Origin of the sequence: Tautonia sp. JC769 (genome assembly GCF_040717455.1) — a bacterium.
GTDB lineage: Bacteria > Planctomycetota > Planctomycetia > Isosphaerales > Isosphaeraceae > Tautonia.
This window is the reverse complement of record NZ_JBFEFH010000017.1, coordinates 114,837-128,064: the sequence shown is the minus strand read 5'-3', so window position 1 is coordinate 128,064 and position 13,228 is coordinate 114,837. Positions and strand designations below refer to the sequence as shown.

The 13,228-nt window shown below is 67.4% G+C and carries 9 protein-coding genes and 1 tRNA gene; 4 read left to right on the top strand and 6 right to left on the bottom strand.

The annotated features are described in order from the left end of the window. The first annotated feature begins 20 nt into the window (after positions 1 to 20). The 3 genes from AB1L88_RS17200 to AB1L88_RS17190 all read left to right on the top strand — a co-directional run bounded on the left by AB1L88_RS17200 (position 21) and on the right by AB1L88_RS17190 (position 3,730). Positions 21 to 758: a Bax inhibitor-1/YccA family protein gene (locus AB1L88_RS17200; protein ID WP_367097910.1), complete on the top strand. Its 738-nt coding sequence runs from the start codon at positions 21 to 23 to the stop codon at positions 756 to 758. Between the two features lie 274 nt (positions 759 to 1,032). Next, positions 1,033 to 1,686 carry a LemA family protein gene (locus AB1L88_RS17195; protein WP_367097909.1) on the top strand — a complete coding sequence of 218 codons (654 nt, stop codon included), beginning with the start codon at positions 1,033 to 1,035 and terminating at the stop codon, positions 1,684 to 1,686. 118 nt (positions 1,687 to 1,804) lie between these two features. Further along, the gene (locus AB1L88_RS17190; protein ID WP_367097908.1) at positions 1,805 to 3,730 is read left to right on the top strand and encodes a M48 family metallopeptidase; all 1,926 of its coding nucleotides are present in this window, start codon (positions 1,805 to 1,807) and stop codon (positions 3,728 to 3,730) included. Between the two features lie 172 nt (positions 3,731 to 3,902). Here the strand turns inward: AB1L88_RS17190 and AB1L88_RS17185 are convergent, their stop codons facing one another. Both AB1L88_RS17185 and AB1L88_RS17180 read right to left on the bottom strand, forming a co-directional pair. Next, on the bottom strand, positions 3,903 to 4,928 hold the full coding sequence (locus tag AB1L88_RS17185) for a nucleoside hydrolase (RefSeq protein WP_367097907.1): 1,026 nt from the start codon (positions 4,926 to 4,928) through the stop codon (positions 3,903 to 3,905). A gap of 77 nt (positions 4,929 to 5,005) precedes the next feature. Continuing rightward, entirely contained in the window at positions 5,006 to 6,724 is a 1,719-nt protein-coding gene (locus AB1L88_RS17180; RefSeq protein ID WP_367097906.1) for an FAD-dependent oxidoreductase, read from the bottom strand. Positions 6,725 to 6,815: 91 nt separating this feature from the next. On the opposite strand from AB1L88_RS17180, the gene AB1L88_RS17175 reads away from it, so the two are divergent. After that, positions 6,816 to 6,897: transfer RNA gene (locus AB1L88_RS17175), tRNA-Leu, on the top strand. Positions 6,898 to 6,954: 57 nt separating this feature from the next. Here AB1L88_RS17175 and AB1L88_RS17170 read toward each other — a convergent pair. The 4 genes from AB1L88_RS17170 to AB1L88_RS17155 all read right to left on the bottom strand — a co-directional run bounded on the left by AB1L88_RS17170 (position 6,955) and on the right by AB1L88_RS17155 (position 12,967). Beyond that, on the bottom strand, positions 6,955 to 8,355 hold the full coding sequence (locus tag AB1L88_RS17170) for a sulfatase (RefSeq protein WP_367097905.1): 1,401 nt from the start codon (positions 8,353 to 8,355) through the stop codon (positions 6,955 to 6,957). An 820-nt stretch (positions 8,356 to 9,175) separates the two neighbouring features. Continuing rightward, on the bottom strand, positions 9,176 to 10,138 hold the full coding sequence (locus AB1L88_RS17165; RefSeq protein ID WP_367097904.1) for a hypothetical protein: 963 nt from the start codon (positions 10,136 to 10,138) through the stop codon (positions 9,176 to 9,178). A gap of 781 nt (positions 10,139 to 10,919) precedes the next feature. Next, a complete protein-coding gene (locus tag AB1L88_RS17160; protein ID WP_367097903.1) occupies positions 10,920 to 11,933 on the bottom strand; it encodes a DUF1559 domain-containing protein in 1,014 nt (337 codons plus the stop codon). After that, positions 11,930 to 12,967 carry a DUF1573 domain-containing protein gene (locus AB1L88_RS17155; protein WP_367097902.1) on the bottom strand — a complete coding sequence of 346 codons (1,038 nt, stop codon included), beginning with the start codon at positions 12,965 to 12,967 and terminating at the stop codon, positions 11,930 to 11,932. The genes AB1L88_RS17160 and AB1L88_RS17155 overlap by 4 nt, the downstream gene beginning before the upstream one ends. Positions 12,968 to 13,228: the final 261 nt, after the last annotated feature.

Below are 13,228 nucleotides of genomic sequence, written 5' to 3'. Positions count from 1 at the left end.
CGACTCGGAGGCTCGCCAAGGTGGAGACGTCCAACCCTGTCTTCTCGGAAACTGTTTTCGGTGATTGGGCCCGCGAGGAGACTCGCGTCAATACGATGACCGTGCAGGGCACGGCGTCGAAGTGCTTCCTGCTGCTGGCGATCTTGACGGCCGTGGCCGCGTACGTCTGGGGGCTCGGCCAATCGGGCACCGACGTGACGCCGTGGATGTTCGGCGGCATGATCGCCGGGTTGGTCCTGGCGCTGGTCACCGTCTTCGCCATGAAGTGGGCCGCCTACACCGCCCCGCTCTACGCCGCGGCGCAGGGGGCGTTCCTCGGCGGCGTGTCCTGGTGGTTCAATTCGATGTACGAGGGTATCGCCTTCAACGCGATGGCCCTGACATTGGCCATCTTGCTGGTGATGCTCTCGCTCTACACCTCGCGGATCATCCCGGTGACGGACAAGCTCCGCATGGGGATCGTCGCCGCGACCGGGGCCATCTTCCTGGTCTACATGGTCAGCTTCGTGCTGGGCTTCTTCGGCGTGTCGGTGCCGATGATCCACGACTCCGGCCCGATCGGCATCGGCTTCAGCCTGGTCGTCGTCGGCGTCGCCGCGTTCAACCTGCTGCTCGACTTCGACTTCATCGAGCGCGGGGCCCGCTCCGGCGCCCCCAAGACGATGGAGTGGTACGGGGCCTTCGGCCTGCTCGTCACCCTGATCTGGCTTTATATCAGCCTGCTCCGCTTGCTGGCCCAGCTCCAGGGACGCGACTGATCCAGGGGTTACCCCGGCCGTTGCAATCCCCCCCACCTTCGATTCGAGTCCAAGGACGCCCGCCCCCGCTTCCCCCGAAGCGAGGGCGGGCGTCGTTCGTCTGGTCGTTCATCCGGTCGACGATGCCGCCAGGGAGGCCACGGACGGATGTGCGTCAAGAAAATAGACTTGCGGACGAACACCGGTTAGTCTCGTGGCATCCCAAGGGTCCCGGCGCCCGGGACCGTGCCGCTCGAACCCTTTTCGCCCGCCCCATTCGGAGGATCGCTCGCCCATGAGCTTGCTTCTCGCCCAGGAGGCCGGTGGCCTCGGAGGGACGGCCATCATCCTGATCGTCATCGGGGTGATCGTCGCCATCCTCGTGTTCCTGGCCATCGGCACGTACAACAAGCTGGTCCAGCTCCGCAACCGTTACAAGAATGCCTACAGCCAGATCGACGTCCAGCTCAAGCGCCGGTACGACCTGATCCCGAACCTCGTCGAGACGGTCAAGGGGTACATGAGCCACGAGCGCGAGACGCTCGAGGCCGTCATCCAGGCCCGCAACGCCGCCGTCTCGGCCAGCAACCAGGTGGCCGCCAACCCCGGCGACCCGGAGACCATGAAGCGCCTGGGGGCGGCCGAGGCCGACCTCGGCTCCGTCTCCGCCGGGACCGGCGTGCTCGGCCGGCTGTTCGCCCTCTCGGAAGCCTATCCCGACCTGAAGGCGAACACCAACATGCTGTCGCTCCAGGAAGAGCTGACCAGCACCGAGAACAAGGTGGCCTTCTCGCGGCAGGCCTATAATGATGCCGTCATGACGTACAACACCGCCCGCGAGGTCTTCCCGGCCGTCATCTTCGCCGGGATGTTCGGCTTCGGGCCGGCCCAGTTCTTCGAGGTCGATTCGCCGAAGGAACGCGAGGCGCCGCGCGTCTCCTTCTCCTGAGCTTGTGGCTCGGGTGTCGCGTCCCCGATCATCGGGGCACGGCACCCGAGCAACGCATCGGCACACGTCGACGCCAGTCCCTTCCCCCCCAGATCGCAGCCGACCGGACCGCCCGCCCATGGATTTCTTCGAGCATCAGGAAACCGCCCGTCGCAAGACCGGGCTGCTGGTCTTCTATTTCCTCCTGGCCGTCGTCGCCATCATCGGGGCGATCTACCTGGTCCTGGCGTTCGTCTTCCTCGGGATGGGGGAGGACGGGGGCCGGGCATCGGCACCGCCGACGCTCTGGGATCCGGGCCTGTTCGGGCTGGTCGCCCTGGGGACGACGGCCCTGGTCGGCGGGGGCAGCCTGTTCAAGATCGCCTCGCTCGCCGGCGGGGGCCACACGGTCGCCGAGTTGCTGGGGGGCCGGTTGATCCACCCCGACACGAGAGATCCCGACGAGCGCCGCGTCCTGAACGTCGTCGAGGAGATGGCGATCGCGTCGGGCACGCCCGTGCCGCCGGTCTACCTGATGGATCAAGAAGCGGCGATCAACGCCTTCGCCGCCGGTTACACGCCGAACGACGCCGTCATCGGCGTGACCCGGGGGTGCATCCAGACCCTCTCGCGCGACGAACTTCAAGGGGTGATGGCACACGAGTTCAGCCATATCCTCAACGGGGACATGCGCCTGAATATCCGGCTGATGGGGGTCCTGTTCGGCATCCTCCTGATCGGGATCACCGGCTGGATCCTCTTCCGCTCGACCATGTACTCGAACCTGAGGGCCCGGAGCGACAACAAGGGGGGCAACCCCCTGCCCTTGATCGGCCTGGCGCTTTACGTCATCGGCTATGTCGGCGTCTTCTTCGGGCGGTTGATCCAGTCGGCCGTCTCAAGGCAGCGGGAATACCTGGCCGATGCCTCGGCGGTGCAGTTCACCCGGAATCCGGAGGGGATCGCCGGGGCCTTGAAGAAGATCGGGGCCATCTCGGCGGGCTCGCACCTGAAGACCCCCGAGGCCGGCGAGGCCGCACACATGTTCTTCGGCGAGGGGATCGGCGGCGCCTGGCTGAGCCTGATGGCCACCCACCCCCCGCTCGGTGACCGCATCCGGCGGATCGACCCCAGCTTCGACGGCGACTTCTCCAAGGTCTCGCTCGCCCCTCCCAGCCACGCCCGGATCGACCGCCAACCGTCCAAGCAACCCCGCAAGGCCGACGCCGGCCGGATGAAGTTCGATCCCGTCGAGGCGATCACGAAGATCGGCACCATCGACCCCCAGCGCCTCGCCTACGCCGCCGCCTTGCTGGAGTCGTTGCCCGAGCCGATCACCCGACTGACGCACGACCCCTACAGCGCCCGGGTCCTCGTGTATGGCCTCCTGATCGACCGCGATCCGGAGCACGTCGACGGCCAGTTGAAGGCCCTGGCCGAATCGGCCGGGGCGAAGCTCGCCGAGCAGACGCGATCCGTCTTGCCCGAGGTCCAGGGCGTCGAGCTGACGGCCCGGCTCCCCCTGGTCGAGCTGGCCTTGCCGGCCCTCCGGCAGCTCTCGCCCGAGCAGTACCGAGGGTTCCAGCGCGACGTGCGGGCCCTGATCGAGGCGGATCGACGGATCAGCCTCTACGAATTCGCCCTGCTTCGTTTGCTGATGCGGCACCTCGGCCCCCAGTTCGGCGCGAAGGCGGCGCCGAGCGTCAGGTATCGGTCGGCCGCGAAGATCGAAGGGCCGACCGGCACCCTGCTGACCGCCATCGCCCGCGTCGGCCAGCCCGACGACAGCGCCGAGGCCCGCCGTGCGTTCGAGTCGGGCGTCCAGGCCCTCGGCTGGGACTCGGCCCGGGTCGATCCTGTTGCCGAATCGGGCCTCGAAGCGGTCAGCAAGGCCCTCGATGTCCTGCTCGAAGCCAGTGCCCCGTTGAAGCGCGACGTGCTCCGGGCGTGTGCCTCGGCCGTCGGCTCCGACGGCCAGATCACCGTCGAGGAGGGGGAACTGCTACGCGCGATCGCCGACTCGCTCGACAGCCCCATGCCGCCGATCCTGGCGTCCCAGGCGTGACGGATCAAGGGGCCACGGATTCTCATTTTTCGATCGATCCGTTCGATCCCTCCCCGATGGAATGCGGCGATCTTCGTGGCACAGGATGCGGAACCCATCGGGGTGGCACAGGCGACAACCCGCCCGCACCACCCGACTGATGCGGTCATCACCATGTCATGGCGTGCTCGAATCAATCGTCATCCGTGGCATCAGGCGGCTGGCTCACGAGCTGGGCGAAGGCCTCTCGGATGCGAATCACCTGCTCCGGCGTGACGATCAGGTAGCGGTGCAGGCCGTCGGGGTCGGGCTCGAAGCGGGTCTGGCCGTCGTCCTCGAAGGTGACCCGGCCGGGGGGGGAGAGGTCGAAGTAGCCGCGGTCGGGCTCGACGGCGTGGAGCACGCTGGTCAGGTCCCAGGTCGGCCGCTCGTGGGGGGTCGGCTCGTAGACCTGATAGGCTTCGGGGATCGGGTGGTGGGCGACGTAGCCGAAGTCGTTCTCGATGCTCGCGGCGGGGTAGGGAATGGCGATCCCGATCTCGAAGCCGCTGAAAACGATGGGCGTCGGCCAGTCGCGAACGAGCGTCCGGGCGGATTCGAGGTCCTGGACCACGTTGTACTCGCCGAAGCGAGCGTTGTCGCCGATGGGGGCGAAGGCCCCGGCCATCACCTCCAGCAGGCGGACCTTCTTCGCCGCCAGGTCCCGGCCGGAGAGCGGGGAGACGTCATCCGGCCCCGAGGCCAGCAAGCGGGCCAGGTTCGTCGAGAAGCCGACCTGGGCGATCACGACCGATCCGTCGGGTTGCTCCGCCAGGACCTTTCGCAGCAAGGCGACCGCCTCGGGCGCCTCGGAGCCCGAGGCCAGCGAGCGGGGGTAGCGCAGGCCGTCGCCGGAATCATTCGGCTCGGCGGCCAGGCCGAGGAACTTGCCCTGCTCGGGGGTCACTCCATCGCGGACCACGCCGATCGGGATCGACCCCCGTCCATAGAAGTGGTTGATCGCATCGGCAAGCGGCCCCGCGAGTTCGTGGTCCTTCGTCAGGGTCACGGCCAGCAGCTCGCACTTGCCGCGCGACTGCAAGGCGTGGATCAGGCCCATCGCCATCGCGTCATCGACGTCGTTGCCGAGGTCGGTGTCGAAGATCAGACGCACGGGCTCCTCCGCCGGGTGTGCGGGGGCGGTGGTCATGAGCAGGAGGGAGAGGAAGGCTGTGGTCATGGCAGACGGAACACCCATGGAAAGACAAGGTCATGAAGTCCTGAAAACACTCGACGGTGGCGAACTCGGCCACGGCCTCAGCGGGGCCGGGCGCGGGGCCAGTGGAGGTCGACCCCCTGGGCGGTCAGGAACGATTGGAAGGCTCGAAGGTGAGCGGGAGTGTTGCGGACGGCCCGGGGCGAGAGGTTTCGATCGAGGCAGAAGGCGGCAAGCGCCCCGGCCGCCTCACCAATCGCCCACTCGACCGGATGCAGGCGATAGCAACCGTTGGTCACGTGGGTCGTGCCGAGGTTCTTGCAGGCCGGGAGCAGGTTCTCGACCCGGACGGGGATCAACGCCCCGAGCGGGATCTCGAAGGGGAGGGAGCTGACATCAATATAGTTATCTCCCCCGGTGCTCGGATGGAGGTCGATCCGATAGCTGCCGACGCCGACGCTGTCGGGGAAGGTGGCCTCGGCCACGTCGTCCCCCTCGGCGGCGCGTCGGGCCTCGGTGCCGACGTGACGTTCGAGGATGGTGAACTCGGCGGCAATCCTGCGGGATTCACGGATATAAGGGGCCTTGGCCATGCCGTCGGCCGTGCCCATCAGGTCGGGACGGAGCCGGAGCCCCGGCCAGCCGGTCCCGCCGTCCGGGCGCGGGCAAGCGGTCTGGAGCCAGTAGAGCAGGGAGCGGTTCAGGTCCTTCGCCCGGTCGATGTGCCGCCGGGCCTCGTCGGCCGGGACGCCGACGAGCGGGCCGAGCAGATAATCGTTCTGTGGCCAGTTGACGCAGGTCACGCCGGTCGAGCCGTCGAATGGGCCGGGCTGGAAGTTGCCCGGGTCGATCACGCGCCGGTAGGTCCACCAGCCGAAGGCGTTACTCGTGGGGTCGAACGGGACCGACCGGGGTTCCAGCGTCTGCGGGCTGCTGTACGAGAGATCCAGCAAGGGGCCCGACCAGGGCGGGGTGAGTTCGGGGACGAAGTCGCGCCAGAAGGCGTAATCGGCCGGCTCGTCGATCGTGTGGTCTTCCTCGGGGCGGTATTCCATGAGGAAGCAGACCGTGAAGGCTTGTTGATTTCCCGGTTCGGGCTGCTCCGGGGCCGAGCGGTCGCCCGTCTGCGCAGCGGCCTCGAAGCCGACGACGTGCTCGACGTCGGCGAGTTCGAGCAGGTCGCCCAGTTCGGTCGCATCGAGGATGTAGGGGGCGACAAGGACCCGGTCGTCGCCGGTCCTGGTGTCGCGGACGGTCACGGATCGGACGCGGTCCCCATTGGTTTCCGCGGCGATCGGCGCGTGTTCGAGTAAGACCGAGAGCCGACCGGCCGAGGCGAACGGGGCGAGCATGTCGGTCAGGGCGGCGAGGTAGGCCCGGGGCTCGGCGCAGAGGGCCGAGACGCGGCCGTTGCCGGGGTTGAGGTGCCGGGCATCGCGGGCCGCGGCGGTCAGCGGGTAGTTGCGATGGAAATAGGATCGGGTCCGCTTGCGGAGGTCGGCATACGACTCGTTCCGGCCGAAGCGTTCGATCCAGGGATGTTCATCCGGCGGCACGGCCTGGCTGGTGAGCTGGCCGCCGATCCAATCGGTTTCCTCGGTCATCACGACCGACTTGCCCGCCCTCAGGGCTGCCAGCGCCGCCGCGCAGCCGCCGAGCCCGCCGCCGACGATCACCAGGTCGGCCTCAATCGCCTGCCCTTGAATCGGAGGGGCCTGAGTCAGGGCGAGACCGTGCCGGGCGGCCACCAGGGCGGCCAGGCCGGACGAGCTGCCGATCAGGAAGCGGCGACGGTTGGGGCGTGTGTAACTCTCATTCATCAGCGATGGACCGATTGGGTTGGGGTGGGTACACTTGAGGAGGTCGGGCCAGTCTTCGATCGAGTGGTGCCCGAGTCAGACGGAACGTTCTGCGAGAGTGGTGGAACTGGCAGACACGCAGGATTTAGGTTCCTGTGCCGAAAGGCGTGAGGGTTCGACTCCCTCCTCTCGCATTGCTCGGATTCGTCGGATCGCTCAGGGCCGGTCGAAGGCCGGGTCGGGGGCAAAGGTCAGTCAGCGGGGATGCGGGTTTCGAGCTGGTTCGGCACCGGCTCGACCGTGGCCCGGTGCGCGTCGGCCAGGCGCCGGATGCGGGCGAGGACCTCGGGGTGGTCGGCCGAGAGGTCGAACCGCTCGGAGGGGTCGTGCTCCAGGTGGAAGAGCAACGGCGGGTCGTGCTCGATGCGGTTGGTGTTCTGTCCGTAAGGCTCCTGGGTGATGAAGTGGGCCTTGTAAGGGCCGAGACGGACGGCGTAGAGTTCGGTCCCCCGGTAGTAGAAGACGGAGTCTCGGGGGCTGGGACCGGTGTCGAGCAGGGCCGGGCGGAGATCAACGCCGTCGAGGATCCGGTCGCTCGGCGGCTCGCCCCCGGCTAGTAGGACGGCGGTGGGGAGGAGGTCCATTGTCGTCCCGAGGTCGGGGACAACCTGACCGGCGGGGACCGTTCCGGGCCACCAGGCGAGGAAGGGCTCTCGCATGCCCCCTTCCCAGGTGCTCCCCTTGCCGTTGCGGAGCAGGCCGGCCGAGCCGCCCTGCTGGTCGTAGGTCAGCCACGGGCCGTTGTCGCTCGTGAAGACGACCAGGGTCTGCTCGGCGATGCCCAGCCCCCGGATCGCGTCGAGGATCTGGCCGACGGACCAGTCGATCTCCTCGACCACGTCGCCGTAGAGCCCCCGGAGGCTCACGTCTTCAAATTGCTGAGATCGGAAGAGCGGCACGTGCGGCATCGAGTGGGCGAGGTAGAGGAAGAAGGGCTGATCCCCTTCGGTATGGTCTCGGATGAAGCGGACGGACTGCTCGGTGTAGCGTCGGGTGAGGGTCCGTTGATCGGTCGGGCGTTCGATGATCTCGGTGTCTCGAAGCAGGGGGACGTTGAAGTACTCGATCTGAGGCTCGGTGATCGCGACGCGGCCCGAGGGGGCCGAGGGGAGGCGGTCCATGTCGTTGCTGTAGGGGATGCCGTAGTACGAATCGAAGCCGTGGTTCGTGGGGAGATATTCGGGCCGGTGACCGAGGTGCCATTTCCCGACGGCTCCGGTGGCATAGCCGAGGTCCCTGAGGGCCTCGGCCAGGGTGGTCTCGCTGGCGGGCAGGCCGCCGGTGGAGTCGGGGAAGAGGACACGGTGGCGGGTGTTGCACATGCCGGATCGGATCGGCAGGCGGCCGGTCATCAGGGCGGCCCGGCTGGGGGTGCAGACGCTCGCCCCGACGTAGAACTGCGTCCAGCGCTGGCCCTCGGCGGCCATCCGGTCGAGGTGAGGGGTGGCGATCGTCGGGTTCCCGTAGCAGGAGAGGTCGCCGTAGCCGAGGTCGTCGGTGAAGATCACCACCAGGTTCGGCCGGGGGGCGTCGTCAAGGGGGGGCGGGGCCGTCGCCAGCATCGGCAAGGCGGCCAGCAGGGGCGCAATCATGGGAGAGGCTCCTCGCTCTGGGGGACCGGACCGAGTGACACCTTATCCGATCCGAGGTCCCCGGTCACGGGGGCGCCCTGGAGGCCTTCGGTGCGCCCCCAGGACGCTGTCCGGTGCGCCCCGGAGCGCTCCCGGAGATGCTCCGAATTCGTCGATTCCCAAAACGGTTACGGCGATTGACGTGGGGCCGTTTCGGGAATCGTCCGGGAGGCTGGGGGGACGGGCTGGCCGGTCGAAGATCAGCCTGCGGGGCCGGGACGATCCGGACGCTCCGCCGTCTCGGGACGATGATCAGGGAGGAGTGGCAATTGCGGTCGGTGCGCCAATCGATCGTGCCCGGTGCGCCCGTGGTACATCCTGTAACCTTTTTTGTGGAAAGACTTTGTGGGCTGCAATGTGGTTCGTTTCGGGAATGAGTGTTTGGGAAGGCGGGAAGGAGGAGGGTCGGGCGAGGAGTGGTCGCTCCGAGGGGGGTCGGCCGAGGGGGAGGAGCCATCGCGAGGGGCGAATTGATGGTCTGGGCGAGTTGCCATAGAGGAGAGGATCGAGGCGCGAGGCGAGCAGCGACGGCCGATCGGGAATGATCGACCGTCTCCCATATCATCGTGATTCTGGGCAAGTACAGTCACAAAACCTTGGGACGGGGCCAGCAAGGGTATCGGGGAGTCGTCGGGGAAAAAGGGACGGAGAAGTTCCAATTGGTTGATTGCGTGAATTTGTGCTTATTGCGGATCATCGGGCGGGGCCGCCCGATCGGGACTCGGTCGGAGGCGGCGATGCCCGCCGACCGGGAGGGCCGGGCGTGGGACGCCGAGGGGCATCAGCGCCGCCGCCACCAGAGGACAACGCTTGTCGTCAGGACGAGAAGGCCGAAGCCGAGGGTCAGCGTCGGGACGCTGTCCGACCAGTTGCGGTTCGGGACGGCACGGATCGGCTGGGACACCTCCGTGAACGTCGCCTCCTCCTTCGGGGGCGTGAATTCCCGCGTAATCTCGTTGAGGACACGTGCCCGCGGCCCAGGGGTTGGCTGGAAGGTCGACGTGGGGTAGCTCTGGTCGAACGTGAGGGACTCAACCACGATCTCCCGTTCGATGTACGGCTTGCTGGGATTGTCGGCCAGGTAGATTCGTTGCTCGGAGTTCAGGGGGAAGGGACGGCCTCCGACTTCGTCGAATGATTTGGCGGCCCAGACGGTCGTCGGCTGGTCGCCCGCCCGGGTGTCCTCGTCCTGATACATGCAGACCTTGAGCGGGATCGCCGTAGCCTGGTCGAGGTGATAGACCGTGTCCTGCTGGATCTTTCCCGCGGTCCGATCGACGAGGAAGACGTGACAGTCGCGGTCGAGGTGGCGGCTCGTGCCGAGGTAGTCGGCGTCGGCGAGCACCACGTGGAGCGGACGGAGCCCGGCGTAAAAGTACATCAGCGGCTCGGGACAGTGGTGCCACCCCCGGTCGTCCATGCCGAAGGAGCGGCGGATCATCACCGACTCCGTCTCCTCGCCGTTCGGCAGGGTGCCGATATAGACCGTCGCGGACTGGGTGCCGTCCGTGTAGTAGTTGCACGTCATCGGTGCGCCGTCGCTGGAGACGGTGTGCTCCTCGAAGGCACGCTTCCCGTCGACGGTCTCGATGTAGTGGTTCGTGGTGGTCGTCGACGAGTATTGCATCTCGTCTCCCGACGCCTGGTGGTTTCTCATCGCGACGAGCGTACGCACCTCGACGGACGTCCAACTGTCCATCAACCAGGCGAGTCGTTCGGCCGCCAGGGCGTTCGGTGTTTCCATGTCTGACGCCTCTCGTTGGAAGGTCATGAGGGAGGACCGATGGGTGCCAATCGCGTTGTCGAGCCGTGAGAGGCGCATCGAAACGAGGCCGACTCCGGCCCGATCCGTGTGCCGCCTGGCCCGCCGAGCTGTGCGACGCCTCCCTCTCATCGGGAGTGCGGCGCCCATCCCCGCACGGGTCGAGGTTGGGCAGTGTCCGCGGCGGGGCCGCGCTGCGGACGGGCCGGGGTCGAAGACACGCGATCGGTGAGCCCCCCGATCGCGCGACTCCGTCACGATCGGTCGAGATCGTGGACCGGGGCGACCCCGACCGCTCGGCCCACACTTACCGACAGGCGAAATACGATCCGGTGCACGGCCCGAAGAGGACGGGCGGATTCGTACAAGTTCGGTAAGGGCCGCATAACCAGAATTGCTCGGTGCACCCCAGGCCGGGGACGCCGGTCAAGGCGCATGTCCCGAAGAAGAATCCGTTCGGCGGCTGGCCGAAGTCGCAGCCCGCATTCCCCGGGCTCTTGAGCACACTGCAACCGTAGCAAACCTGAGTCCCGGCCTTGTTACACTTTCGAGGCGACCCGGGATTGTGCTGTATCTCGGATTGTAACTGGGCCTCGGTCGGCGCCGGGATCAGGAAGGCGGCCGCCAGCACGAACGCGACTGTAAGGAGGACGCACAGGGGACGTCCGACCGGCTTCGACATCAGCACTCGCTTCATCCGGAATTCTCCCTTCTGCTCCGAGAGGAACCGTCGAGGTGTCGCGTCGCCCCAGTCGCGTCGCGGTCACTCGAAGGTCACGGGCTCACCACCCGAGCGGGTGCCGAGCGCCCGCCAGGTCTGCTGGTCGATCGAGTCGGCGAACCAGCGGACCGAGCCGTCGGCCATGGCGGCGTTGACACCGCCCGGGTGGCCGCTGCGAGCCGCGCGGATCCCCTGGTAGGGCCCGAGGCTGCAGTCGGGGACCGGGCTGTTCGGGGGCACGGACGGGAAGAAGGCCGAGTAGACGGGAAGGTCCAGGAGCCAGGCCCGGCCCCCGTTCGTCTGGCCCTGTGCCGTGCTTTCCGGCCCCAGCCCGGAGCAGAGGCCGATCCACTCGTCGGCGGAGGCCTCGTAGTTGTACCGCCCGATCACCGAGATCCAGTCGCGAGAGGGGTCGAACCGGCCTCCGCCGGAGCCGACGCTCTTCTCCGAGAACGCCAGGGTGTTCGACAGGCCGTCGCGGATCTCACTCACGCGGCGCAGGAGGCCGTTCTGGGAGAACGGGCCGGTGTCGATCAGCTCCATTGACACCCCCCCGCGGATGGAAGGGACTCTGCGGTGTTCGTTGAGGCCGACGTTGGCCCGAACGTTCGTGCAGCCATAGGGGTCGGCGTCGGTATACGGGTCGCTCGGGCAGAGCAGGACGTCGAGGGTCCGCGTCGCCGCCGTGACGTTCGCCGGAGGGACGAGGTCTACGGCGGGGACCTCGAAGTTGAGCGCCTGGGACAGCGCAACCTGCTCCAGGTGGGGCAGCAGCGCGACGAAGATCGAGCCGCGCACGAACCAGCCGGGGGCCAGGTGCAGGGGGATGTGGTCGGTGGCGGCACTGGGAAGCCCGTTGTGAGCTGCCTCGAACGCGTGGACCGCCTGGATCAGTTGGCGCTGCCTGTCAGCACATCGGGCACGCCGGGCCGCCTCGCGCGCCGACTGGACGGCAGGCAGGGTCAGGCCGACGAGGACGGAGATGATGCCGACGGTGACGAGCAGCTCGACGAGCGTGAACCCGGGCCGGCGGGTGTTCTCGCGTGGGGATGTCATCGGTCCACCTCTTCATTCACCTTGACCAGGACCGGAATGGTAAGTCCTTTCACGGGGGATTCGTCGACCTCGGCACGGATGGAATAGCCTCCCTCGCGGATGGGCATGCCTCGATCTTTTCGGATTTCGAAGGCGTGGAGGCCCGGGGTGTCATCGTCCTCGACCGGAATGATCTGCAATGGGGCTGGCCCATCCGCCTGGTCCGTCGCGTGCAGGCGGGGCCGCGGCCCGGCCGACTTGACGAAGAAACGGGCGCCCGAGTCGGCATCGCCGCCCAGCAGGAGACGGGGGGGGATGGCGCGGAGCGGGGCGTCGGCCCGTCCCAGGACTCGGATCGATTGGACGCGGCTCGGGAGCCAGGGGTCGACCACGCCGACCTCACCGACGAACTCGTCGGGCGGCGAAGAGCCGAGGATCACCGGGAAGCAGTCGCGCCTCACGAGGACCCCTGGGTCGCTGTCGACGGTGGCCGTACCGAAGCGAAGGAAGTTCAGGTCGCTCGTGGGCTGTGGCATCGCCCGCGTCCCGACCATCTCGACGAACACTTCACGCTCCATCCCGGACGGGTCGCCTTCCCAGCGGAAATTGAGGTCGCCAGAAACGCGATACAAATACGGGAGACGGCGGCCCCCGGTCAGGCGGAGTCCGAGCTCGAACCAGGGCTCGGCCGGCGAATCCGCCTCAATCTCGATCAGAACTTCGCGGTCGCCGACCTCCGTCGGCTGCGGCTCGACCGTGACGGACGTCCGGCCGCCGGGAGGGACGACCGCTTCGCCCACCTTCGGGGCCACGCATCCGCAACTGCTCCTGGCAGAAAGGATCCGCACCGGGAAGTCGCCCACATTCGTCAGAACGAATGTAGGACGGTCGGGATACTCGGCCTCCGTGTCATCCGGAGGCTGCCCGCCCCACTCGACTCGTGACTGCTCCGCGACGAGATGCCCCGGCGCCCCTTGCTGGCGTTGGGAGAGCCAGGGCGAGGATAGGCCAACGACCAGGCAACCGAAGCCTGCTATGGCCCGATAAGCCCACATAGGGAGTCTCAAAGTGTCGAGACCGCGGGGATCAAATCGTTGCCACCCGTTTTGTCGATGGGGCCGCCCTTCGGCGAGGTCGTTGGGAGTGGAGGAGCCCCCAAAGTGGATCTCGCCTCGCGAGACTCAAGGCGACGCACAAGAATTCATATCATGGGTACAGTCGCACGGACATCAGGTGATGTCAAGGATAAAATCGGGTTTGTTCTGGAACGTGCTCGGGTTTTTGATTGCGCGTGCCTGGGCTGGCTCTTTCCCCGA

What these genes read in the sequence shown, in the direction of transcription:
- AB1L88_RS17185 (WP_367097907.1), bottom strand. Translation starts at nt 4,928, where the DNA reads ATGACCACAGCCTTCCTCTCCCTCCTGCTCATGACCACCGCCCCCGCA.
- AB1L88_RS17165 (WP_367097904.1), bottom strand. Translation starts at nt 10,138, where the DNA reads ATGGAAACACCGAACGCCCTGGCGGCCGAACGACTCGCCTGGTTGATG.
- AB1L88_RS17180 (WP_367097906.1), bottom strand. Translation starts at nt 6,724, where the DNA reads ATGAATGAGAGTTACACACGCCCCAACCGTCGCCGCTTCCTGATCGGC.
- AB1L88_RS17160 (WP_367097903.1), bottom strand. Translation starts at nt 11,933, where the DNA reads ATGACATCCCCACGCGAGAACACCCGCCGGCCCGGGTTCACGCTCGTC.
- AB1L88_RS17170 (WP_367097905.1), bottom strand. Translation starts at nt 8,355, where the DNA reads ATGATTGCGCCCCTGCTGGCCGCCTTGCCGATGCTGGCGACGGCCCCG.
- AB1L88_RS17155 (WP_367097902.1), bottom strand. Translation starts at nt 12,967, where the DNA reads ATGTGGGCTTATCGGGCCATAGCAGGCTTCGGTTGCCTGGTCGTTGGC.
- AB1L88_RS17190 (WP_367097908.1), top strand. Translation starts at nt 1,805, where the DNA reads ATGGATTTCTTCGAGCATCAGGAAACCGCCCGTCGCAAGACCGGGCTG.
- AB1L88_RS17195 (WP_367097909.1), top strand. Translation starts at nt 1,033, where the DNA reads ATGAGCTTGCTTCTCGCCCAGGAGGCCGGTGGCCTCGGAGGGACGGCC.